The following is a 20,509-nucleotide window of genomic DNA, read 5'->3' as shown; positions in this document are numbered from 1 at the left end:
TACGGTTTACTGCAAGTCATTTCCGCCGCAACCGCGACCCGGGCGGCGGTTGTGCCGGTACATCGTTACAGCAATCCGTATCACTCGTCCGCTGCCGGTAGCGTGAAGTAGAACGTCGATCCTTCTCCGGGTTCGGACTCGACCCATATCTCGCCGTCGTGACGTTCGACGATGCGCTCACAGAGTGCGAGCCCGATGCCGCTGCCGGCATGGTCGTCCACAGCGTGCAGCCGTTCGAACAGCCCGAAGACCCGCTCGGCGTCGTCGGGATCGATTCCGATCCCCTCGTCTTCGACGGCGATCACCCACTCGTCGCCCGCACGCTCGGCCGAGATATCGACCCGTGTCGACTCGCCGTCGCTGTACTCGATCGCGTTCGAGATCAGGTTCTGGAACACCTGCCGGAGCTGATTGCCATCGCCCTCGACGCGCGGCAACGATTCGGCGCGAATCTCGGCGTTGGCCTCCTCGATCCGGACCTCGAGGTCCCTGCAGGCGTCCGCGAACACGTCCTCGAGGGCCAGCGGCTCGAGCGGCTCACCCCCCGTGTCGACCCGCGAGTACTCGAGCAGGCCGTCGATCATCTCTTTCATGCGCTCGGCGCCGTCGACGGCGTAGTCGATGAACTCCACCGCGTCGTCGTCCAGTTCGTCGGCGTACCGGCTCTCGAGCAACTGGAGGTAGCTCGAGACCATCCGCAGCGGTTCCTGGAGGTCGTGACTGGCAGCGTATGCGAACTGCTCGAGTCGTTCGTTCGACTCTTCGAGTCGGCGCTGGTACTCCCGGCGCTCGGTGATGTCGGTCAGGACGACGACGGCCCGGGTCACGTCCCCCTGCTCGTCCCTGACGGGCATTCCGTGTTCCATGATGATCCGCTGGCTGCCGTCGAACGACGTGATTTCGTAAATATCGGGGTCGACGACTGCGTCGCCACGGACCACCTTCGATATCGTCCACTCCCCGGGTTCGACGGGGTCGCCCGAGTCGGCCCAGACCGCGTCGTACTTTTCGTACTCCGCGACGCTTTCGTCGTCGAAGACGTCACCACCCCAGATCTCCCGTGCCGTATCGTTCGCCCGCAGTATCGCGCCGTCGGCGTCCGCGACGATGACGCCGACAGGTAACACGTCGAACAGCGTCTCGAGCTGGGTTCGCTGTTGCTCGGCCTCGAGTTCGGCCTGCTTGCGTTCGGTGATGTCGGTCAACGCGCCGGGGAACGTCTGGGGATTCCCTTCCTCGTCGCACTCGACGTGACCGCGGGCGATCACCCACCGAAGCTCCTCGTCTGCGTCCCAGACGCGGTACTCGGCCTCGTACTCGCCGCAGCTGTCGACAGCGTTTTTTATTTTGGCTCTGACGTGCTCGCGGTCGGCTTCGTAGACGGACGAGAGCAGTCGTTCGGCCGAGATCCCCTCGCGTGCGTCGGCCGGATCGACTCCGAACGTCTTGGCGAAGGCCGGCCCGGTGACGAACTCGTCTTCTGGAAGGTTCCACTCCCAGGTGCCGACCGTCCCGGCTTCGGTCGCCGCCTCGAGTCGTTCCTTGGCGTCGCGCAGGACCTGTTCGCGCTCGCGGAGTTCGGTCTCCATCTCCTTGCGCTCGGTCACGTCGTGGAAGTACACCGACAGTCCGGTCTCGGATGGGTAGGCATTGATCTCGAACCACGTCTCGAGGGGTTCGGGGTAGTAGAACTCGAACGAGGTAGACCCCTGAGTCTCCATCGCCTGCTCGTACTCCTTGCGGAGTTTCGAGTCGGCAGCCCACTCGAAGGTCTCCCAGATGTGTTCCCCGACCAGCCCCTCACCGGTGAAGTCGATCAGTTCCTCGGCGCGGCCGTTGACGTGGGTGAACCGCCAGTCCTCGTCGAGCGCGTAGAATGCGTCCGTGATGCGCCCGAACATCTCCTCGAGCTCGCTCTCGAGTCGTCTGCGTTCGGTGATATCTCGCAACGCGTACACTGCGCCGTCGAACTCGCCGTCGGCGTCGGTAAGCGGTGCACAGTGTGCGGAGAGCCACACCCGGGTTCCGTCCGGCTGGTCGATTCCGAGCACTTCATCGTAGACCGGTTCACCGGTCTCCCGGACGGTACTGAACGGTAGTTCCTCGCCGGACAGCGGTTCGCCGTCTTCGTCGACGAGGTTCCAGCGATCGTCGCCGTGGACGTAGTCCTGTACTTCCTCGAGCGGTCGGCCGAACAACTCCTCGGCACGATCGTTCGCGTACACGTTCATGCCGTCGGCGTCGAGCAGCGTGATACCGACCGGACTCGTCGCGAGAATCTCGTTTTTCAGGTCTCGTTCGGCACGTAGCTGTTCTTCGAGACGGTTGCGCTCGGTGACGTCCCGGGCGACGCCAACACGTTTTTCGCGGCCGTCTTCGCCGGTCAGGATGGTAAACCGGCTCTCGATCGTCCGGAACTCGTCCGTCCCTGCCTGGATCGTCTCCTCGAACATCGGGCTCCTGTCGTCGTCGGTGGCCGCCCGTATCTCGGCTTCGACGGCATCGAAGTCCTTCCCGAACACGTCCGTGGCCTCTCTGCCCCGAAGTTCCTCGCGGGAAAACCCCGTCAACTCGGCGAACGAGTCGTTAACCAGTTCGAATCGCCGTTCGTCGTCGAGTACGTAAATACCGTCTTGAGCCGTCTCGACGGCGGTTTCGTAGCGCTCGAGTTCGCGGTCCCGGTGAAACCGCTCCGTAACGTCTTCGATCGCGAAGACGACGCCGTCTAGCTCACCACGGGCGTCGTAGAGCGGTGCGCCGTTGACCGAGATCCAGATTCGTTCCCCGTCTGATCGCAACACGCCACTGACCTGATCGTACAGTGGTTCTTCGGCGTCGACGATCCGCGGGAAGGGCAGTTCCTCGCGCTCGAGTGGCTCGCCGTCGACGCCGATCTCGTCCCACTCCGGATCGTCGAACCGGAGTTCGTCGATCTGTTCTTTGCTCCGGCCGAATATCTCCTCGGCACGATCGTTTGCGAACCGCATCTCTCCGTCTATGCCGACGATCGTGATACCGATCGGACTCGTCTCGACGATACCTTCCTTGAGCGTCCGTTCGACGTTCCGGCGCCGTTCCGCACGGTCGCGTTCGATCGCCGACGCGAGGACGTTCGCCACGCCCCTGAGGAAGAGCAGGTCCCCGTCAGTGAACGCGCCGACAGTCGTCGCGTGGGCGCCGAGAACACCCCACGGCTTCGCTTTCGTCCCGATAACGACGCTGATCCCGCTCACGATGTCGTGTTCGCGAAGGAGTTCAGGGCCCTCGAACCGGTCTTCGGTTCGGAGATCCTCGACAATCACAGGTTCGCTCGCGGCCAGCGTGTATCCCGCCTGTGAATCGTGATCGGCAGGGACCGTCGCGTTCCCGACGTGGCCGTCGTCCCAGCCAACCCCAGCACGCAAGCGAAATCGGCTCTCGTCCGACGATAGCTCTAACAGCTTGCACGAATCCGCGTCCAGCGTCTCGGCTACCGTCCGCGTCACGTCACGAAACAGGTCGTCGAGACCGTCGCTCTCGAGTGCGCGGTCACCGAGGTCGGCGAGGACGCGCTGCTGGCGGACGCAGTGGCCGCGTTCCGTCTCGGGGCTGGAGGGGGACGGATCCATTTCGGATCCAGTAGGTGCCGGTAGACCGTAAAGGCACTGTCGCGCCGACCATCGGCAGTCCGTCTGTTCCGACGACCGGGCACTGTTACAGTCGATACGTGATCGGACCGTTCCGAGACGCTCGAAATCGACACGAAGACGCCGATACCCACGTACTTTGGTAGCAGCCTTAGGCACCTCGGCGATCAAGTAGGAGTATCTATGACCGATCACTCTCCCGACGAACCCATCGACGTACTCCTCGTCGAAGACAACCCAGGTGACGTTCGGCTCACCCAGGAGGCGTTCAGGACGACCGACGCCGAGATACGATTTCACACCGCCACCGACGGTAACGAGGCACTCGAGTACCTCGAGCACTGTGGGGTAGACGGATCGGAAACGACTCCCGACGTGATACTTCTGGATCTCAATCTCCCCCGCGTCGACGGGTTCACGATCCTCGAGACGATCAACAACGATCTCGAGTACCCGCCACCGCCAGTACTCGTCCTCTCGAGTTCGCGAGACGAATCGGACGTCGCCAGAAGTTACGAGCGCGCTGCAAACGCGTATCTCACCAAACCTAACAGCCCCGACGAGTTCTCGTCGATGGCGAAAGCGATCGAACGGTTCTGGATCGATTCGGTACAGCACCCACCGATGCCTGCGTGAGGAGAGTGGCTCGATTACGGGAGAACACGACACCCGCGACTTCGAACACCAGTCACTGCTCTTTCCGCTCGCGCATTCGCTCCGAGAAATCCCAGCCGTACACGGTAACAGGGTCGATCGTGATCGTCACTTCCTCACGCTCCTCCCGTAGCAACGTCCGTGCCAGTTCCGACTCCGTCCCATCGAGGTATCGCTCGAGGAGCGCACGGAGCGTCTCTTTCTCCGGGTCGGGCGCGACGGATGCCGTACCACGACCGCGAACGCCACGGTAGGGCGGATGGTTCGTCGAAACCTCGAAGGCAACCGCCGGTTTCGCGTCGTGGGTCAGGTAGTCGACGACGGTCGCGTTCGCCGACGTAGCACACGCGAGCGTCCAGCTGTCGGCTTCGTCCCGACGGCGGTACCACAGCGACAGCATCCAGAGGTGGCCGGACGGCGTCCGGCAGGCGACTCTGATCGGAACCGTCTGGCTCTCGAGGAACTCGACGACCTGTTCCTCGGTGAGTGAACCGCGAACGTTCATACGACCTCGACGCTCGCGAGCGTCATAACACCCGGTCCCATTGCAGACGAACGCTCGCAAGCGTCGTCACACCCGGTCTCACTGCCGACGGTCACTCGCGAGCGTCGCCGATCACCGACTGAACGTCGACTCGACGCTCCTCTTCGTCCGCCAGGTAGGTCGCCTCGGTCAGTGCAGTCACCTGGAGACCGACCTCGCCCGGGACCGCCGGATCTACTTCCCCCTCGATCGACTCGAGAAAGTTCGTCAACTTCGCCGCTGTCAGCGTCGAGAAGTCCGTCGACGCGTCGATCGTGCTCTCGTAGACCGTCCCACCGCGTTCTTCGAGTCGGATCACCTCGCCGTCGAACGCGACCCGGCCGTCGCTCCCCCAGATCGCGTACCCTTCCGACGGGGACAGGTTGACGCCGTCGCCGCTGATCGTAACGCTCGCCAGTATAGATCGATCGTCAGCCTCGCGCTCGAGACGCAGCGAAAGCGCGCTGTTGACGTCGACTCTCGGGGACGCGTAGCTCACGTGAGCCGAGACGGTGACCGGTTTCGCCCCGGTCATCCACAGCAGCGCGTCGAGCAGGTGCGAGCCGGTGTCGTACAGCTGACCACCGCCTGAGAGCGACGGATCGACCCGCCAGGTCCCCTCGTGGAGGTCGATCCAGTTCTGCCCGAGATAGGCGTCCGCGGTGTGGAGGTCGCCGATCCGTCCGGTGTCGACCAGTCGCTTGATCTCGAGAAAGCCGGGATGGAAGTGTCGCTGGTAGCCGACCTGTAACTCGCAGTCGTTCCGGTCGGCCGCCTCGAGCAGGTCGACCGCGTCGCCGACGTCGGTCACCATCGGTTTCTCGAGGTAAACGTGGACGCCGGACTCGAGACACGCAAGCGCCTGCTCGTAGTGGAGCGTGTGTGGCGTGACGATCAACGCGAGGTCGATCTCCTCGCAACGGTCCGCGAGCATCCGCTCGTATTCCGCGTAGGCCGGCGCATCGAACGTACGTTCGAAGACCTCCCTCGCGTCGGCGGAAACGTCGGCTCCTGCGACGATCTCGACGTCCTCGAGGGCCGCGAGCACCTCGAGCGATAGCTGGCCGAGCCCACCGAGCCCGATCGCGGCTGCACCGAATTGCATACGCTAGCCGCCATGTCAGGCCCGAAAAGCGCTTTCCCGACGGTCGGTTACGATGACCGTTACCACGACGAGACGTTCTTTCTTTCCGAACGACGGCCGATGGCCGCCACCGGAAGCTACTCTCTCCTGGCTAGCGTCCGTTTCGCTATGCCAACCTGTCCGGGCTGCAGACAGCAGCTATCCCACGAAAACTGTCTCGAGCACTTGCGATACTGCAAGTGGGTCTGGAGCGACCGGCCGGAGCAGGAATCCCGTTGGAACGAACGACTCGTCGACCAGATACGAAAACGAGAACGGTAGGTTACAACAGCGGGACGAGTATCGCCGCGAACTCGTAGCCGTACCAGTGATTCAACATCACGTACGTGACGACGCCGAGGACGAGACTCAGGATCCACGACGCGGCGGCGATGCGCCCGACCCGTGCGTGTGCGGTCTCGCGCAGTTCCGTCGGGGTGTGTGTCAACCCGAGCAACAGCGCGTAGAGCACGACCGGCACCGCCACGATCGAGAGCACGATGTGGATCGCCAGCATGAGCAGATAGGCGTAGTAGACCGTCTGGGGCCCGTCAAATAGCTTCTCGCCGCCACCGCCGACCCGGATCAGGTAGACCACCAGGAACAGCAGGATCAGCGCGAACGCACCGACCATCGCGAACCGGTGTTTCTCGACCTCGCCCACACGGATCCAGTACCAGCCGGCGACCAGCAGGACCGTCGTGGCCGCGTTGATGACGGCGATTGCGTGCGTGAACATGGTTACCTGTGCGTTCGTCAGGTCGGGATAGATCGGCACGTCGAGAAGGAACGTCCCGATAACCAGTACGTAGCCGACGATCGTCAGGAGGATCGTCGCACCGATCGGTCGCTCCCGGAGCCGACGTTTCGCGTCCGCAGTTGCCATTGTCGACCGTTAGGAGAGTGGATGTATCTGTCTTGCTGTTCCGGGTAGTTTCGAGCGGGCAGCGATCGGCGATCTGCTGCGATCGGTGATGTGCTGTTTTTATTCCGATCGATGACGCCGCCGCTGGAGCGCCTCGAGCGCAGCCGACCGGCTCGTGTACCCGAACCCGACCGCGTCACAGTCGACACACTTCCACTGGTACTCGCCCCTGAACCCACGGATCGCCACGACGTCGTCACAGTCGGGACAGCGTTTGCGACGCCGGGATTCCCGTACCCGCTCGAGGATGTCGGCGACGGTCCGATTTTCGTCCATTACGATTCCGGCTGTCGAGTACGAACACATAGGCTTTCTCGTCCTCGACGAGCGCTCGAACCTCGAGTTCACTCCGACGAACAGTTAGCCGTCTCGATCGATCCGGATCGCCGGCTTCCCGGGACGGGCTTTCTCCCCCAGATCGTCGTCATCGGTCGCTCTCCGAACCCCTACCTCGGCGTCGAACTCGTCGGTTATCAGCCAGCCCGCCCGCTCGAGCACCTCGCGTTCCCGTTCGGGATCGAGGGCGCGGTCGATCCCCGATTGTTCCCCGCGCGAGGCGACGTCGCCGACGAACGCACCGACGGTTTCCCGGTCCGGCGCGTCGACGTCGCCCTCGAGCACTCGATCGACGACCGACTCCTCGCCCGCTCGCAGCGACTCGACGGTCCGGTACTTCCAGTCCTCGGCGACGACCAGTTCGATCCGTTCGGGGTCGTCGATCGACGCGGTCTCGACGATGTCGCGGACGTCCTCGAGGGTGGTCTCGACGAGTCGGCGCTCGAGGCGGTAGTCGGAGACCTCGGATTCGGGTGTGGGCCAGTCGGCGTCGACGACCAGTCCTTCGCCGCGGAGTTTGTTCCACAGTTCCTCGCCGAGATGGGGTGCCATCGGCGCGATCAGTGCCGCGAGCGTTAGCAGGCCGCGGCGGTAGACGGTCTCGTTGATCCGGTCGAACTCGCGGTAGCGCCGCAGTAGCTGGGTGAGCTCCTGGATCTCTGTGGCGGCGCGGTGGAACCGGAACCGTTCGTACTCCTCGGTGGCCGCGGCGAGCGTCCGGTCGATCTCGCGGGCGACGTACTCGTCGTGAGCACGACGTCGCACGCGGGTGTCGGTCTCCTCGACGAACGACGTCGCCATCTCGTACAGCGTCTGCTGGAGTTCGTAGGCACCACGGACGTCGTTCGCGGTCCACTCGAAGTCCTGTTCGGGGTGAGCGGCCGAGAGGACGAACAGCCGGGTCGTCTCCGCGCCGTACTCGTGGGGCTCGACGACGTTCCCCTTCGAACTGGACATCTTTTCGCCGTCGTACAGCACCGTCCCCTGACTTCTGAGTTCCCGAATCGGTTCGCGCCGATCCAGCAGTCCGAGGTCGGCCAGCGCCCGCGTGAAAAAGCGCGTGTAAAGCAGGTGTAGCGTGGCGTGTTCGTCGCCGCCGACGTAGACGTCGACCGGTAGCCACTCCTCGGCGCGTTCGGTGTCGAAGGGAGCGTCCTCGAGGTTCGGCGAGAGGAATCGCAGGAAGTACCACGAGGAGTCGACGAACGTGTCCATCGTGTCCGTCTCGCGCTCGGCTGGGCCGCCACACTCCGGACACGTCGTCTCGCGGAACGTCTCGTGTTCCTCGAGCGGGTTCCCCGTCGTCCGGACGAACTCGGGGAGTTCGACCGGAAGGTCGTCCTCGGGAACGAGAACGGGACCACAGTCGTCACAGTGAACGATCGGAATCGGCGTCCCCCAGTAGCGCTGCCGGGAGATCAGCCAGTCCCGCAGGCGGTAGGTGACGTCCTCCTCGAGTGCGTCGTGGTCGTCGACGAGTCGCTGGCGTGCCTCGGCGGTCTCGAGCCCATCGTACTCGCCGCTTTCGACTAGCGTTCCCTCACCGGTGTAGGGTTCGTCCGCGTCGCCGTCTTCCGATTCGATCACGCGTTCGACCGGCAGGTCGTGCTCTCGAGCGAACGCGTGGTCGCGTTCGTTGTGTGCGGGAACGCCCATCACCGCACCGGTGCCGACGTCCTCGAGGACGTAGCCGGCGACGTAAACTGGCAGTTCCTCTCCAGTCAACGGGTGGACGGCGACCGCGTCGGTCTCGATCCCCGAGAAACCGACCTCGTCGGGGCCGCGTTCGCGGACGTCGTCGACGTACTTGGCCACGGCATCGTCGCTTTCGGCCAGCGTCCGCGTCAGGTCGTGACCGGGCGAGACCGCGAGATAGGTCGCCCCGTAGATCGTATCGGAGCGCGTGCTGAAGACGTCGACGCCTCCGTGATCCTCGAGGTCGAACTCGATCCTCGTTCCCTCCTGGCGACCGATCCAGTTGCGCTGGATCTCCCGGACGCCGTCGGGCCACCCCTCGAGGTCGTCGAGTCCCTCGTGGAGTTGGTCGGCGTAGTCGGTGATGGTGAAGAACCACTGGTCGAGTTCCCGCCGGCCGACGGGCGTCTCGCAGCGCCAGCAGACGCGTTCGGCGCTCGTTTCTTCCGAGGGCTCACTGCGTTCGCCCTCGCGCTCTGTCACCTGTGCGTCGGCAAGCACCGTCTCGCAGTCCGGACACCAGTTGACGGTCGCAGCCTCGTACTCGACGAGACCGGCCTCGTAGAGGCGTGCGAACAGCCACTGGTTCCAGCGGTAGTACGCCGGTTCGCAAGTGGTGATCTCGCGGGACCAGTCGTAGCCAAAGCCCATCGTCTCGAGTTCCTCCCGCATCCGGCGGATACACGCCTGGGTCCAGGAGTTCGGATCGCTCGCCCGTTCGTAGGCGGCGTTTTCTGCCGGGAGGCCGAACGCGTCCCACCCCATCGGGTGGAGAACGTCGTCACCCTGCATGCGCCGATAGCGGGCGTAGGCGTCCGTGATTGCGTAGTTTCGGACGTGTCCCATGTGGAGCGTCCCCGACGTGTAGGGAAACATTCCGAGGACGTAGGTCGGGTCCGTCGCGTCGTCCGATAGTTCGTAGACGTCCTCGCGCTCCCAGACGTACTGCCAGAACTCCTGTACCTGCGCGTGATCGTAGTGTGTCATTGCGGTACGGTCGTTGTTCTCACTGGGCGTGCCGGCCATATCATTGTTCGGTCACGTGCAGGATTTCGGCCCTATCACCGCTACTGGCGCCGACGGACCCACTCGAGTGTGGCTACGCCGCCAGCCCCGATGCCGACGGCAGTCGTGGTAAACCCTGGTGTCGGATCATCGTCTTCGTCTCCAGACCTGTCGGTCATGCCGGTGCCGGTACCCTTGGTTCCGTTCGGCGGTCCGTCTTCGTCCCTGTCGTCGGATCTGACCGCCGTGGGATCGGTGAGCGACGGCGGATCGGACTGGTCGCCGGCCCTGATTCGGAACGTGTACAGCGCCCCTTCGGTCGGCGCGTTGGGGATCACGGGCGTACTGCTCGCGACGAACGTTTCGCCCGGTTCGGCGACGCGGGCGGTCCAGAACCCTGCCTCATCGGGGTCGCGCCACCACGCGAGTTGCTCGGGCGATTCGGGATCGCTCACGTCGTGGATCTTTACTCCACCACGGTACCACGACGAGAACAGCATCTCGTCGCGGAGTTCGAAGTTGTGTGCCGTCGTCCACAACCCAGCCTGGTAGCTCTCGTCGGCTGCGAGCGGGGCATCGATCGAGCCACGAGGAACGGGATCAGTCGGGTCGCTCACGTCGTAGAGGTCGATCCCACCCGGACCGTCCGGTTCCTCGCCGCCTGTCTCCCACGCCTCCCGGCCGACCGCGAGGAGATCCCCCGTCTCGTCGACCGCCGAGTAGTGGTCGTTGCCGGGCAGTCCGAGGCTAGTATCGTCGACCGCCTCGAGTTCGCGGGTCTCCTCGAGGGACGTCTCCGAAACGTGTGAGAGGTACTCCGGTGACGCGGGGTCGGAGACGTCCAGCAGGTAGGTGCCGGCGTTCCAGTGGGCGAGATAGGCGATATCGTCGTGGACGTAGACGTCGTGGAGGTATCGGGTGAGCCAGCCGACCTCCTCCCAGCCGGGTTCGCGCTCCATGAGCGACCAGCGGCCGATCTCCTCGATTCCGTCGGCGACGTCGTAGACGACCAGCGGATTCTCGGCCTCGCTGTTCGCGACGACGTAGAGGTGTTCGCCCTCGAGATAGCAGTTGTGGATGTGAAAGCCGGTCTCGTAGGGTTCGTCGATCACTGCTGGATCGCTGGGATCGCTCACGTCGTAGCAGATGAACCCGTGGAAGGGATAGCTCGAACTCGCGTTTGCCGGGCCGGGAACGACCAGTCGGTCGCCGTCGACTTTGATGTCGAGAATCTCGAGTAGCGGGTCGCCGTCGACCTCGAGACTGGTCTCCTCGAAGAGAAGGGAGGGGTCGAACGGATCGCTGACGTCGACGATAGCGAATCCGGTCGTGGTAGCGAGATAGGCAGTCTCGCCGTCGTCGCCCACGACGGCTTCGGCGGTTCCGTCGACTGCGATTCGGCCGAGCGGTTCGTACGGTTCGTCACTGACGGCTGTCGCGACAGAGGAACCCGTGACCGATGCCGCACCTGCGGCCGTCGAACCGGAAACGGGGAGGGCAAACGCGAGGGTGCCACTCCGACGAAGGAGCGTTCTCCGCTGCATACTGCCCCCCACGAGATGGACGACCAAATAGGGTCGGGCAGTTCCCAGATCAGAGTACCGACAAAAGCAGGGAACTCTCGAGTGCGATCGGTCTGTGTCTCGTTTCGTCCGTCAGTATCAGTTCTCGAACTGGCGTCGGTCGCCGGTCCCGCCGGTCATAGCGCTTGCCAGTGCGCCCTCGAGGACGACGTCGTCGCCGTGATCAGTAACCCGGAATTCGGGAACGTTGTTCAGCAACATCTCGGAGACGCGTTCGCGGATCGGGTCGACGACCAGTTCCTCGTTGTGGAGCGCAACGGCACCCCCGAAGGAGACGACGAGCGGCGCGAACGACTGGACGATGTTGGTGACACCGATCACGTTCCAGTGAGTGAGTTGCTCAATCGTGTAGTCGGCCAGTTCGTCCTCGCCGGCGAGGTCGAAGACGTCTTTCGCCGTGAAGTCGGGATCCTCGAGCGGCAGTACGGTCTCGATCGTCGGGTCGTCCTCGGCGAGCAGTCGCGTGTACTCGGGGATACCGTTCCCCGAACAGTAGGCTTCCCAGTGACCGTCGTGTCCACAGCCACAGGTCAACCGACCCCGCGGGTCGACGACGGTGTGGCCGACCTCGCCCGCGTTACCGTCCCAGCCGTCGAGGATCTTGCCGTCACAGCAGACGCCAGCGCCGATCCCCGAGGAGATGGTGATGTAGACCATGTCGTCGGGGTTGCGGTCGGCGTGGAACCGTTCGCCGATGACGCCCGCGTTCGTGTCGTTGTGGAGATAGACTTCCTCGCTGTCGATCAGTTTCTCGATGGGGCCGGTGAGCGGAATCCGGTCGATCGAGTCCGGCAGGTTCGCCGGGTCGATCACGGCACCCTCCGCGAGGTCGAAAGGGCCGATCGAGCCGATCCCCGCAGCGTCGATTTCGTCCGAATCGATCCCGGCGGCGTCACAGGCCTGGCGGAGCGTTCGCAGGACGCCTTCCGTCACGTCGATTCCCGTCGGCCCGCGAGGAGTTCCGTTGCGGCTGACACCGATCGTCGTGCCATCGTCGTCGGCGACGGCGGCCCGTACGTTGGTCGCGCCGAGGTCGACGCCGGCGTAGTAGACCATCCTGTCTTGAGGACAGACCGCCTGCGTACTTAACTACCAAGATACGACTCGGGAGCGAGTAGCTTTCCACAACAATTACGTCGTCTCCCGGGTCGTCGACGTCGGCTATCCGCTCGAGAGCAAGTTCGGCGACAGCACGGAAACACCCCGGCGATCACCCGTCACTCCATGACGTCCAGATCCCGGTAGTAGGTGACGGGACAGGGTGCCTGCAGGATGATGTCCTGAGAAACCGAGCCGAGAACGGCTTTTTCGGCCGGCGAGCGACGACGGCCACCCAGGACCATGCGGTCGGCGTCGACGTCTCTGGCCATGTCGACGACCTCGTCGCCGACGTCGCCAAGCGAGCCCCGAACCTCGTGATCGACACCTTCCTCCTCGAACATCTCCGCGAGATCACCGACCGGCGGCCGCTTTTCGGCGACCGCGTCTGGATCGACGTTCTCCACGCGCTCCTCGAGTCCGAGCTCGTCCCGGAACTCCTCGTATTCCCGCTTGGTAAACGCGTGACCGATTACGACCGTCGCGTCGAGTGGCTCCGCGATCTCGAGGACGGTCTCTGCGAGTCCGTCCGCACGAACGGTGTCCATCGGGCCGACGGCCAGCAAAATCGTATCTATCGCCATTAATCAACATAGATACTGCTAGCCGCTTAAGTATTCACGTCGGCGCAGTATTTCGGAAGCGAGGAGGCCGTCTATCGGGGGTCGGCCGCTGTCTTTCGAGCGCCGACCGGCAGCAGCGTCGAGACACGAGCGTTCTCCTTGATCCGAACGCCGCCGTCGGCGACGGTAAGCGGGATCAGCGGCAGATGCGAGACCACCTGCATCGACGGATGGGAGACGCCGCGAGCGAGCAACTCGGTGCGTGGCTGGAGATAGAGCGGTTCCTCGAGGTCGGTCAGGAACTCGTTGTGCTGGAGGACGTACTGGCCGCCCTCGAGGTGCCACCAGCCGAACTCGTCGTCGGGATCGCGGAGTTCGGTCTCGACTGGCTCGAGGTCGGCGTCCTCGAGTTCGTCGCCGCCGAAGTCGATGCGGCCGGGACCGGCGACTTCGTAGATCGCACTCGCCGTCAGATCGATTCCGTGGTCGTGTGCCTGTGCGGGTTCGTACACCAGGTTGTCGACGTAGTCGGCGAGCGGATGATCGGCTGACATTCGGTGTGAACTGACGGTTCGAGACGACAAAAAACGTACTGACGTCACCACTGCCGCGAGACGAAACCGTATCCGGCCGGCTTACGAACGAGTCCGTATGAGTGCGAACGCGAACGGAAACGTCCTGATCGACCGGGACCGGCTTCGGTCCGACATCGAGCGAAACGCCGAGTTCGGCGCGACCGAGGCACTGAAGGCACAAGGACACGGTCGAACGGTCCTGTCCGGAACCGAGGCGAACCGTCGTGCTCGCGACTACCTCGTCGAACGACTCGAGGACGCCGGCCTCTCGGTCGCGATAGACACCGTCGGCAACATCTTCGGGACGTGGACGCCAGCCTCAGCCGACCCCGACGCTGCGCCGGTCGTCGCCGGGAGCCACCTCGATTCGGTTCCCGAGGGCGGTATCTTCGACGGGCCGCTGGGCGTCTACGCGGCGCTCGAGGCCGTCCGCGCCCTGCAGGAAGCCGGCGTGGAACCGGCACGACCGATCGCCGTCGTCTCGTTCACCGAGGAGGAAGGGACCCGTTTTGGCGGCGGCCTGCTCGGATCCAGCGTCGCCACGGGCCACCGCACGGTCGAGGACGCGCTCGCACTGACCGACGACGAAGGGACGACCCTCGAGGCGGCACTCGAGTCGATCGGCTACCGCGGCGAGGGGCGTCTCGAGCCGGCCGACTGGGACGCCTTCCTCGAGTTGCACGTCGAGCAGGACACGCGCCTCGAGGAGCGTGCGGTCCCGGCCGGCGTCGTCACGACGATCACGGGTATCGTCCACGCGAACGCTCGGTTCGTCGGCGAGGCAGATCACGCGGGGACCACCGGAATGAAGGACCGGACGGACGCCCTGGTAGCCGCCAGCGAGTTCGTCCTCGAACTCGAGCGGGCGGGCCGGGAGTTCGCAGGCGTCGGCGAAGACGGTCCAGGAACCGCCGTCGCGACCGTCGGAAAGAGTCACGTCCGGCCGAACGCAACCAACGTCGTCCCCGGCGAGGTCGAACTCGGCGTCGATATCAGGGACGTCGAGGCCGAGACGATGGATCGGCTCCTCGAGCGGGCGCGGGACTGCCTCGACGCCCTCGAGGCCGACCGCGGCGTCGAAACGGAACTCGAGATCGAACTCGAGGTTGAGCCGGCACCGATGACCGACCGGTGTCGGAACGCTCTCCAGCAGAGTGTCGCGGACGCAGGTGTCGAGTCGCTCTCGCTTCACTCGGGTGCGGCCCACGACGCGATGTACGTCTCGCGGGTGACCGACGCCGGCATGCTCTTTGCACCGTCGCGGGACGGGCTCTCGCACACGCCCCGCGAATGGACTGACTGGGAAGACTGCGCGACCGGTGCTCGAGTCCTGGCGGAAGCGATCCGACGTCTCGCGAGTGAGTGAACGGACGGACGGCTTCGATCTGGTCGTGCGGTCACAGGATTTCAACCGTTACGGCTTTCGAACGGTAAAAAGCCGTTTTAACCGTACCCGATCGGTTTTGTGACTCTCCCCGTACGGCCAGCTATGGCTCCCGATACACCAACGACCGACCGAGTCGAACCGGGTTCCGCCGGTTCGTGGGCGAGACGGCGACGGCGACTCGAGCGGACGGTCGAACCGCTCGTCGACTGCTCGCTCGAGTGGGTACTCGCACTGCCGTTCGTCCCGATCGCGTTCACGGCATTCGTGATGACGGCGGGGATAACCGCCAACCAGGGTGCTGATCCGGGGTGGCCACAGTGGGCCCTGATCGTTCCGCTCGGCGTCGCGTACGCCGCCATCGTCTACTGGCTGTACCGGGAGTGGGATCGCGCGACGTGGCGGGCCGCCGTAGTCGTTCGTAAGCCCTCGACGGACGAGATCGGTGCTGCGCTCCTCGCGACACTCGTCGGAATCGCGATCGTCGTCGTCGGGAACAACGCCGCGGAGACGGTCGGACTCGCACCGCACGATCGTGGGCTGGTGACGAGTGGCGCAGGGATCGCGGCGCTGGTTTTCGGCACCGTCGTCGTCGCCCCGATCGCCGAGGAGATCCTCTTCCGGGGACTGGTTCTCGGTCACCTCGTTGCTCGCGGATACGGAATCGTGGCCGCGAGCATCCTCTCGGTACTGCTGTTCGCGCTCGTCCACGTATTCATGGCTGGCGTGGTGAGCATCGTCGTCACCGGACTGCTCGGTGCCCTGCTGACGGTGCTGCGGCTGTGGTACGACAACCTCGTCGGTGCGTGGCTGATGCACCTCTCGATCAACGTCTGGGGGCTTCTCGTCACGGTCGGCGTCGTTCCCGTGCTCTGGTGACGCTCCGCTTCCGGCCACTCGTCCCGGTGCGCTAAAAACTGATTTTGACCGTACCTCGATCCTTTTTCACACCTTCCCGAAGGCTTCGACGATGACGGATGCGACGCATGCGGACGGCGTCTCCCTTCGCCGGGAGACAGGAACCGTTCCCTGGACGCGACAGGCCTGGGCGTTCGCGCGCAGGCACCTGCAGCAACTCGTCCGGCGAAAGACGATCGCAGCCCTGACGATCGCGTGGCCGATCTGTTGGTACGCGCTGACGCTGGTCCTGTTCGTCGACGACGCGGACGCGCTCACGAGAGCGGCACTCGGGATGACGTTCGGCCTCTTCGGTGCGTTCACCGTCACCGTCGCGGTCTTCGCCGGGGAGTTCGCGCGCGATCTGGAGACCGATCGGTACCGAAAACTCAGGGCGATGCCGATCTCGCCGACGGCCGATCTCGCCGGTCGGTTCACCGCAGGGGTGGCGATCGGAACCGGTTCGTACGTCGCGACGATCGTCGCTGCCGTCGCCACCGGCGCTCGATTCGAAGCGATCACGCCGACGACGATAGTGGTTCTCGTGCTGACGCTGGTGACGTTCTGCCTGATCGCGATGGCACTCGCACTGTTGCTGGCCGTCGCAGTTCCGAAACCGGAGTACATGACGACGATCGCCGTCGTCACCGTCCTGGTCGCGTTCTATCTCACCGGCCAGAATGGGATCGTCCCCCACATGATCGCCGGTTCGCCCGAGATCGTGAATTTCGCACCCAATTCGCTCGCGACCCGACTCCAGCTCGTCGCCTGGGCTGGCCCCGAGAACGTCGGGTTCATGACGCCGCCCGATCCCCCGTCCCTGCCGGAACACGTCGCGTTGCTGGCGGGATACGGAGTTGGACTCGTCGCCGTCTCGGTCGCGCTCGTCAGTCGCGTCGCGTACGGAGGTGAGTGAGATGAGCCTGCTCGAGACCAGCGACGTTCGGAAACGCTTCGACGACCGGCGCGTCCTCGAGGGCGTCGATCTCGCCGTCGAGGCCGGCGAACTCGTCGTACTCATGGGGCCCAATGGGGCAGGGAAGTCGGTACTGCTGTCGTGTCTCGCAGGGAGCGCAACTCCCGACGATGGAACGATCAGCCTGTTCGACGGCTGTGGACCCACCGATCCCGCGGCGAAGGGGCGGACGAGCGTCACGTTACAGGGTGGAATCGCCGATCCGGGTCTCACCGGTCGCGAAAACATCGCGTTCTACCGGGATCTCCACCCGTCGGCCGGGAACCGATGGCGAGAACTCGCGGATCGGTTCGGGATCGCGGACGACCTCGATCGACCGGTTCAGGAGTACTCCGGCGGGATGGTACGGCGACTGGAGGCGACGATCGCGCTCTCGGCCGACGTCCCGCTGTACCTGCTGGACGAACCGACCGCTGAACTCGACCTCTCCGTCGTCCAGACGATCCACGAGACGATTCGAGAACTGACCGACGAGGGGCGGACCGTCGTCCTCTCGAGTCACGCACCGCTCGACGCCGACGTCGCCGACCGACTCGTCTTTCTCACCGACGGCAGCGTCGTCGCCAGCGGCCCGCCCGACGAACTGCTGTCGACGCTTCCGACGGTCGTTCGGGCGCGTGGAACGTCGCTCCCGACAGAGCGGCTCCTCGAGGGACAGACGTTCGGAAACGGCGACGAACAGCGTGCGTTCCTGCCGCCGGAGACCAGCGTCGACGACCTCGAGATCGGTGATGGAGCGCTCGGAGAGCGCGATCGGTCGACCTACACCGACCTGTTCAACTATTACGCTCACGTCCGGAGCGAGAACCGATCCGAGCGAACCCAGTAGTTCGAACCTCGTTTCGGACCGTCCGAATCACCGCTCGAGGACGCTACGAACGTAAATCTGGGTTCCGATCGAGAACCAGAGAACGTACAGGATCGACTGTGCGAACAGCCCGAGGCCGCTTATTCCCGGCGTCTCGAGGAGGTGCTGACTGGTGAGTGTCGTGAGTCCTCGCCCGATCACGAGCGGGATGAAGATGGTCAGTGCGAACCCGGCGACGACGAGCAGGAGCCGACGGGTGTGGCTAGCGGTGATCGCCCAGCTCAGTCGGAGCGCCCGCTCCGGACCGTAGCCGCCGGCGACGCAGATGTCCGGTGCGAGCCAGAACTTGAACAGGAACGCGGACCCGACGGAACCGAAGAGAAGAGTGCCCGAGACACCCGAGAACAGGGGCCCGAACACGGTCCCGTCGACGAAATCGAGGGCGAACGCTTCGCTGATGCCGATGGCGATCGAGCCGAGAACGATCACACCGAGTACCGCCACGGCGACCGCGACGAGTGCGATAGCGGCCTGAATCAGCGTCGCACCGACGAGTGCCGGGAGTCGGTAGACCGTATACCCTAGAATCGACCCGCTCGCCGGCGACGACTCCCCTCTCAGTGCGCTGACCGTTACCGCCACGATGTAGCCACGGAACACCAGGAACGGGCCGACGAGCAAGAGCGGGATTTCGAACAACTCTCCGACGACGGGGACCGAGAGTGTGAGATCGAACAGCTGTCGGGCGCTCTCTGCGGCCGCGAGGACAGCGGCGAACGCGACGAGCGATGGATACGAACGAAGGAGTCTGCTCCCCCAGAGAGCGTCGTCGCCGACCGATCGACGGACGACGTCCCCCTCGAGGTCTCGACACCGGAGACAATCGCACCCGTCGACGTCCTCGGCGCATTTGACTGGCTGCACGGAATACCTGTAGCTCCGGCGTCAATTCAGTTCACTGTTTCTACCGATCCGTGCGTCGAGTGATCGACTGGTTCGAACTCACTCGTCGGCACCGAACAGCCGCGCGAGCGCCTGACCGATGGCCAGCGGGACAGCCGTAAGTCCGATCGCGCCAGCAAACCGCTCGAACGCCGCAGTCAGTCCTGGCTGATCGTCCGACGGACCGAAAAAGAGCACCAGTGGCTCCCTGGGTGGGCCGTACACCTTCATCTCCTGGCCTTTCTCCGAGTAACAGGTGTCAAGTACCGTGATGAGTCCTGCTTCCTCCAGGTTCTCGAGGTGGTAGCCGACGCTTTGCAGTGAACTGTCGAGTTCGTCGGCGACGTCCCGCGGCGTCATGGGTTCCTCGTTGAGCGTTCGGAATATCCGCTGGCTGGTATCCGAGGAAAGCGCCTGGAGAACCTGCGTCGATTGCTCGTCGTCGATACACAGCAACCGTGGCTCCTCGCTGCGCTCGATCGTCGCGTCGGGTGTCGTCGGCAGGAGACGTCCCATCTCTGGCATGGCTTTATACCCGATCGAACTTAGAGGGTCGTGACGGTCAAAACGAGTTTTGACCGACCAACGTCGGACGGGAGGCCATCCCCTCGAGTCGTTCTCGTCCCGGAACTTGATACGCCGCCCCGTCTATCCTCACGTATGGTCGACGTCCTCAGCGACGAGATCGAGCAGTTCGTACGGACCGTCGGACCCGACCCCGACGAGACGCTCGCCGAGATGGACGAGTACGCTCGCGAGGAGGGATTCCCCCACGTCGGGCCCGAAGTTGGCGGCGTCCTCCGACTGCTGGCCCGGCTGACCGACGCCGAGCGGATCTTCGAGTTCGGTTCCGGCTACGGCTACTCCGCGTACTGGTTCGCCGAGGCGTTGCCCGAAAACGGCGAGATCGTCCTCACCGAAGTCGACGAGGACGAACTCGAGATGGCCCGCGACTACATGGCCCAGGGCGGCTACGACGACCTCGCGCAGTACGAACTCGGCGACGCGCTCGAGGCGATCGATCGATACGACGGTCCGTTCGACGTGACGTTGATCGACCACCAGAAACACCGGTACGTCGAAGCGTTCGAGGCCGTCCGGGAGAAGGTTCCGACGGGTGGCGTCGTCGTCGCGGACAACGCTATCGCTGCGGGGATCATCGAGTTCGACAAACTGCAGGAACTGATCGAGACCGACGCCACGGCAGCAGAAATCGACGCCAACGAACATACGGAAGGGATCGCCGACTACCTCGAACACGTCACGACGGATCCGGCGTTCGAGACTGTCCTGTTACCGCTCGGAGAAGGGATCGCAGTCAGTTACCGCGTGGAGTAGTCGGAGGTTTCACCCTCGAGAACCTGTTCGTCGGCCTCGACGTGGGATCCGGCCGAGGCACCGTACTCGCGGGCCGCGAGGAACGCGGTCGAGCCACAGGCCGTCAGGAACGTTCCCCACGTGATCGCAGACAGCGAGAACGCGATCGTCTCGGCTGGGCCGGGAACGGTCGCGCCGACGGTCCCGAGGCCGACTGCGTGAAGCCCCGCAACCGCGATGAACGCGATCCAGAACGCGATCGATAGCTGTGCGAGCGTTCGCCGGGTGACCGCTTTCGCGTACAGCGCGAGCGCGTAGACCGCCCCGATCGCGACCGCCGTCGCTCCGAGGGTCGGAACGGTCGCATCGGTAGTTGCGGTCGTACCGCCCGCGACGACGAAGCAGGCGAACGATACGGCGAGCGGGAGTCGATCCGAACTGTGTGTGGCCTGGATCACGACGTGCACCGCCTTGGCGGG

Annotated in this window: 19 protein-coding genes; 6 read left to right on the top strand and 13 right to left on the bottom strand. The window is 64.4% G+C overall.

Annotated elements, in window-relative coordinates:
- Positions 1-80 precede the first annotated feature (80 nt).
- Positions 81-3,608, bottom strand: a complete 3,528-nt coding sequence (locus BLR35_RS04925) for a PAS domain S-box protein (RefSeq protein WP_090378194.1) — start codon at positions 3,606-3,608, stop codon at positions 81-83.
- Positions 3,609-3,809: 201 nt separating this feature from the next.
- Here BLR35_RS04925 and BLR35_RS04920 point away from each other — a divergent pair, with 201 nt between their 5' ends.
- Entirely contained in the window at positions 3,810-4,262 is a 453-nt protein-coding gene (locus BLR35_RS04920; protein WP_090378191.1) for a response regulator, read from the top strand.
- A gap of 52 nt (positions 4,263-4,314) precedes the next feature.
- Here the strand turns inward: BLR35_RS04920 and BLR35_RS04915 are convergent, their stop codons facing one another.
- The 9 genes from BLR35_RS04915 to BLR35_RS04875 form a co-directional block, all read right to left on the bottom strand.
- On the bottom strand, positions 4,315-4,785 hold the full coding sequence (locus BLR35_RS04915) for a pyridoxamine 5'-phosphate oxidase family protein (RefSeq protein ID WP_090378188.1): 471 nt from the start codon (positions 4,783-4,785) through the stop codon (positions 4,315-4,317).
- 91 nt (positions 4,786-4,876) lie between these two features.
- Positions 4,877-5,908, bottom strand: coding sequence for a Gfo/Idh/MocA family protein (locus BLR35_RS04910; protein WP_090378185.1), 1,032 nt, complete (start codon positions 5,906-5,908; stop codon positions 4,877-4,879).
- Between the two features lie 301 nt (positions 5,909-6,209).
- Positions 6,210-6,812: a DUF420 domain-containing protein gene (locus BLR35_RS04905; protein ID WP_090378182.1), complete on the bottom strand. Its 603-nt coding sequence runs from the start codon at positions 6,810-6,812 to the stop codon at positions 6,210-6,212.
- A 99-nt stretch (positions 6,813-6,911) separates the two neighbouring features.
- The gene (locus BLR35_RS04900; RefSeq protein ID WP_090379692.1) at positions 6,912-7,127 is read right to left on the bottom strand and encodes a hypothetical protein; all 216 of its coding nucleotides are present in this window, start codon (positions 7,125-7,127) and stop codon (positions 6,912-6,914) included.
- Between the two features lie 84 nt (positions 7,128-7,211).
- On the bottom strand, positions 7,212-9,908 hold the full coding sequence (gene leuS / locus BLR35_RS04895; protein ID WP_394328354.1) for a leucine--tRNA ligase: 2,697 nt from the start codon (positions 9,906-9,908) through the stop codon (positions 7,212-7,214).
- Positions 9,909-9,949: 41 nt separating this feature from the next.
- Entirely contained in the window at positions 9,950-11,431 is a 1,482-nt protein-coding gene (locus tag BLR35_RS04890; RefSeq protein ID WP_090378179.1) for an LVIVD repeat-containing protein, read from the bottom strand.
- A 117-nt stretch (positions 11,432-11,548) separates the two neighbouring features.
- Positions 11,549-12,526 carry an ROK family protein gene (locus tag BLR35_RS04885; RefSeq protein WP_090378176.1) on the bottom strand — a complete coding sequence of 326 codons (978 nt, stop codon included), beginning with the start codon at positions 12,524-12,526 and terminating at the stop codon, positions 11,549-11,551.
- A gap of 161 nt (positions 12,527-12,687) precedes the next feature.
- Positions 12,688-13,152, bottom strand: coding sequence for a universal stress protein (locus BLR35_RS04880; protein ID WP_090378173.1), 465 nt, complete (start codon positions 13,150-13,152; stop codon positions 12,688-12,690).
- A gap of 71 nt (positions 13,153-13,223) precedes the next feature.
- Complete coding sequence (locus BLR35_RS04875) at positions 13,224-13,685, bottom strand: dCTP deaminase/dUTPase family protein (protein ID WP_090378169.1); 462 nt, start codon at positions 13,683-13,685, stop codon at positions 13,224-13,226.
- A 97-nt stretch (positions 13,686-13,782) separates the two neighbouring features.
- Here BLR35_RS04875 and BLR35_RS04870 point away from each other — a divergent pair, with 97 nt between their 5' ends.
- The 4 genes from BLR35_RS04870 to BLR35_RS04855 all read left to right on the top strand — a co-directional run bounded on the left by BLR35_RS04870 (position 13,783) and on the right by BLR35_RS04855 (position 17,792).
- Positions 13,783-15,072 carry a M20 family metallo-hydrolase gene (locus BLR35_RS04870; RefSeq protein WP_090378166.1) on the top strand — a complete coding sequence of 430 codons (1,290 nt, stop codon included), beginning with the start codon at positions 13,783-13,785 and terminating at the stop codon, positions 15,070-15,072.
- Between the two features lie 123 nt (positions 15,073-15,195).
- Positions 15,196-15,969, top strand: coding sequence for a CPBP family intramembrane glutamic endopeptidase (locus BLR35_RS04865; protein ID WP_090378164.1), 774 nt, complete (start codon positions 15,196-15,198; stop codon positions 15,967-15,969).
- 91 nt (positions 15,970-16,060) lie between these two features.
- On the top strand, positions 16,061-16,903 hold the full coding sequence (locus BLR35_RS04860; protein ID WP_090378161.1) for an ABC transporter permease: 843 nt from the start codon (positions 16,061-16,063) through the stop codon (positions 16,901-16,903).
- 1 nt (position 16,904) lies between these two features.
- Positions 16,905-17,792: an ABC transporter ATP-binding protein gene (locus BLR35_RS04855; RefSeq protein WP_090378158.1), complete on the top strand. Its 888-nt coding sequence runs from the start codon at positions 16,905-16,907 to the stop codon at positions 17,790-17,792.
- A gap of 27 nt (positions 17,793-17,819) precedes the next feature.
- Here the strand turns inward: BLR35_RS04855 and BLR35_RS04850 are convergent, their stop codons facing one another.
- Positions 17,820-18,695: a hypothetical protein gene (locus BLR35_RS04850; RefSeq protein WP_090378155.1), complete on the bottom strand. Its 876-nt coding sequence runs from the start codon at positions 18,693-18,695 to the stop codon at positions 17,820-17,822.
- Positions 18,696-18,773: 78 nt separating this feature from the next.
- On the bottom strand, positions 18,774-19,229 hold the full coding sequence (locus BLR35_RS04845; protein ID WP_090379685.1) for an ArsR/SmtB family transcription factor: 456 nt from the start codon (positions 19,227-19,229) through the stop codon (positions 18,774-18,776).
- Positions 19,230-19,373: 144 nt separating this feature from the next.
- Between BLR35_RS04845 and BLR35_RS04840 the strand changes: the two genes are divergently transcribed.
- A complete protein-coding gene (locus BLR35_RS04840) occupies positions 19,374-20,051 on the top strand; it encodes an O-methyltransferase (protein WP_090378153.1) in 678 nt (225 codons plus the stop codon).
- Here BLR35_RS04840 and BLR35_RS04835 read toward each other — a convergent pair.
- The gene (locus BLR35_RS04835; RefSeq protein WP_090378150.1) at positions 20,036-20,497 is read right to left on the bottom strand and encodes a hypothetical protein; all 462 of its coding nucleotides are present in this window, start codon (positions 20,495-20,497) and stop codon (positions 20,036-20,038) included. The two genes, BLR35_RS04840 and BLR35_RS04835, sit on opposite strands and share 16 nt — an antisense overlap.
- Positions 20,498-20,509 lie beyond the last annotated feature (12 nt).

It is taken from the genome of Natronobacterium texcoconense (genome assembly GCF_900104065.1).
Lineage (GTDB): Archaea > Halobacteriota > Halobacteria > Halobacteriales > Natrialbaceae > Natronobacterium > Natronobacterium texcoconense.
The sequence above is the reverse complement of the archived record's forward strand: the minus strand, read 5'-3'. Positions and strand labels throughout refer to the sequence as shown.

Coding starts and splice junctions, on each gene's coding strand:
- BLR35_RS04905 (WP_090378182.1), bottom strand. CDS start 6,812: ATGGCAACTGCGGACGCGAAACGTCGGCTCCGGGAGCGACCGATCGGT.
- BLR35_RS04885 (WP_090378176.1), bottom strand. CDS start 12,526: ATGGTCTACTACGCCGGCGTCGACCTCGGCGCGACCAACGTACGGGCC.
- BLR35_RS04890 (WP_090378179.1), bottom strand. CDS start 11,431: ATGCAGCGGAGAACGCTCCTTCGTCGGAGTGGCACCCTCGCGTTTGCC.
- BLR35_RS04925 (WP_090378194.1), bottom strand. CDS start 3,608: ATGGATCCGTCCCCCTCCAGCCCCGAGACGGAACGCGGCCACTGCGTC.
- BLR35_RS04840 (WP_090378153.1), top strand. CDS start 19,374: ATGGTCGACGTCCTCAGCGACGAGATCGAGCAGTTCGTACGGACCGTC.
- BLR35_RS04875 (WP_090378169.1), bottom strand. CDS start 13,685: ATGTCAGCCGATCATCCGCTCGCCGACTACGTCGACAACCTGGTGTAC.
- BLR35_RS04910 (WP_090378185.1), bottom strand. CDS start 5,908: ATGCAATTCGGTGCAGCCGCGATCGGGCTCGGTGGGCTCGGCCAGCTA.
- leuS (WP_394328354.1), bottom strand. CDS start 9,908: ATGGCCGGCACGCCCAGTGAGAACAACGACCGTACCGCAATGACACAC.
- BLR35_RS04845 (WP_090379685.1), bottom strand. CDS start 19,229: ATGGGACGTCTCCTGCCGACGACACCCGACGCGACGATCGAGCGCAGC.
- BLR35_RS04870 (WP_090378166.1), top strand. CDS start 13,783: ATGAGTGCGAACGCGAACGGAAACGTCCTGATCGACCGGGACCGGCTT.
- BLR35_RS04915 (WP_090378188.1), bottom strand. CDS start 4,785: ATGAACGTTCGCGGTTCACTCACCGAGGAACAGGTCGTCGAGTTCCTC.
- BLR35_RS04900 (WP_090379692.1), bottom strand. CDS start 7,127: ATGGACGAAAATCGGACCGTCGCCGACATCCTCGAGCGGGTACGGGAA.
- BLR35_RS04855 (WP_090378158.1), top strand. CDS start 16,905: ATGAGCCTGCTCGAGACCAGCGACGTTCGGAAACGCTTCGACGACCGG.
- BLR35_RS04865 (WP_090378164.1), top strand. CDS start 15,196: ATGGCTCCCGATACACCAACGACCGACCGAGTCGAACCGGGTTCCGCC.
- BLR35_RS04920 (WP_090378191.1), top strand. CDS start 3,810: ATGACCGATCACTCTCCCGACGAACCCATCGACGTACTCCTCGTCGAA.
- BLR35_RS04860 (WP_090378161.1), top strand. CDS start 16,061: ATGACGGATGCGACGCATGCGGACGGCGTCTCCCTTCGCCGGGAGACA.
- BLR35_RS04880 (WP_090378173.1), bottom strand. CDS start 13,152: ATGGCGATAGATACGATTTTGCTGGCCGTCGGCCCGATGGACACCGTT.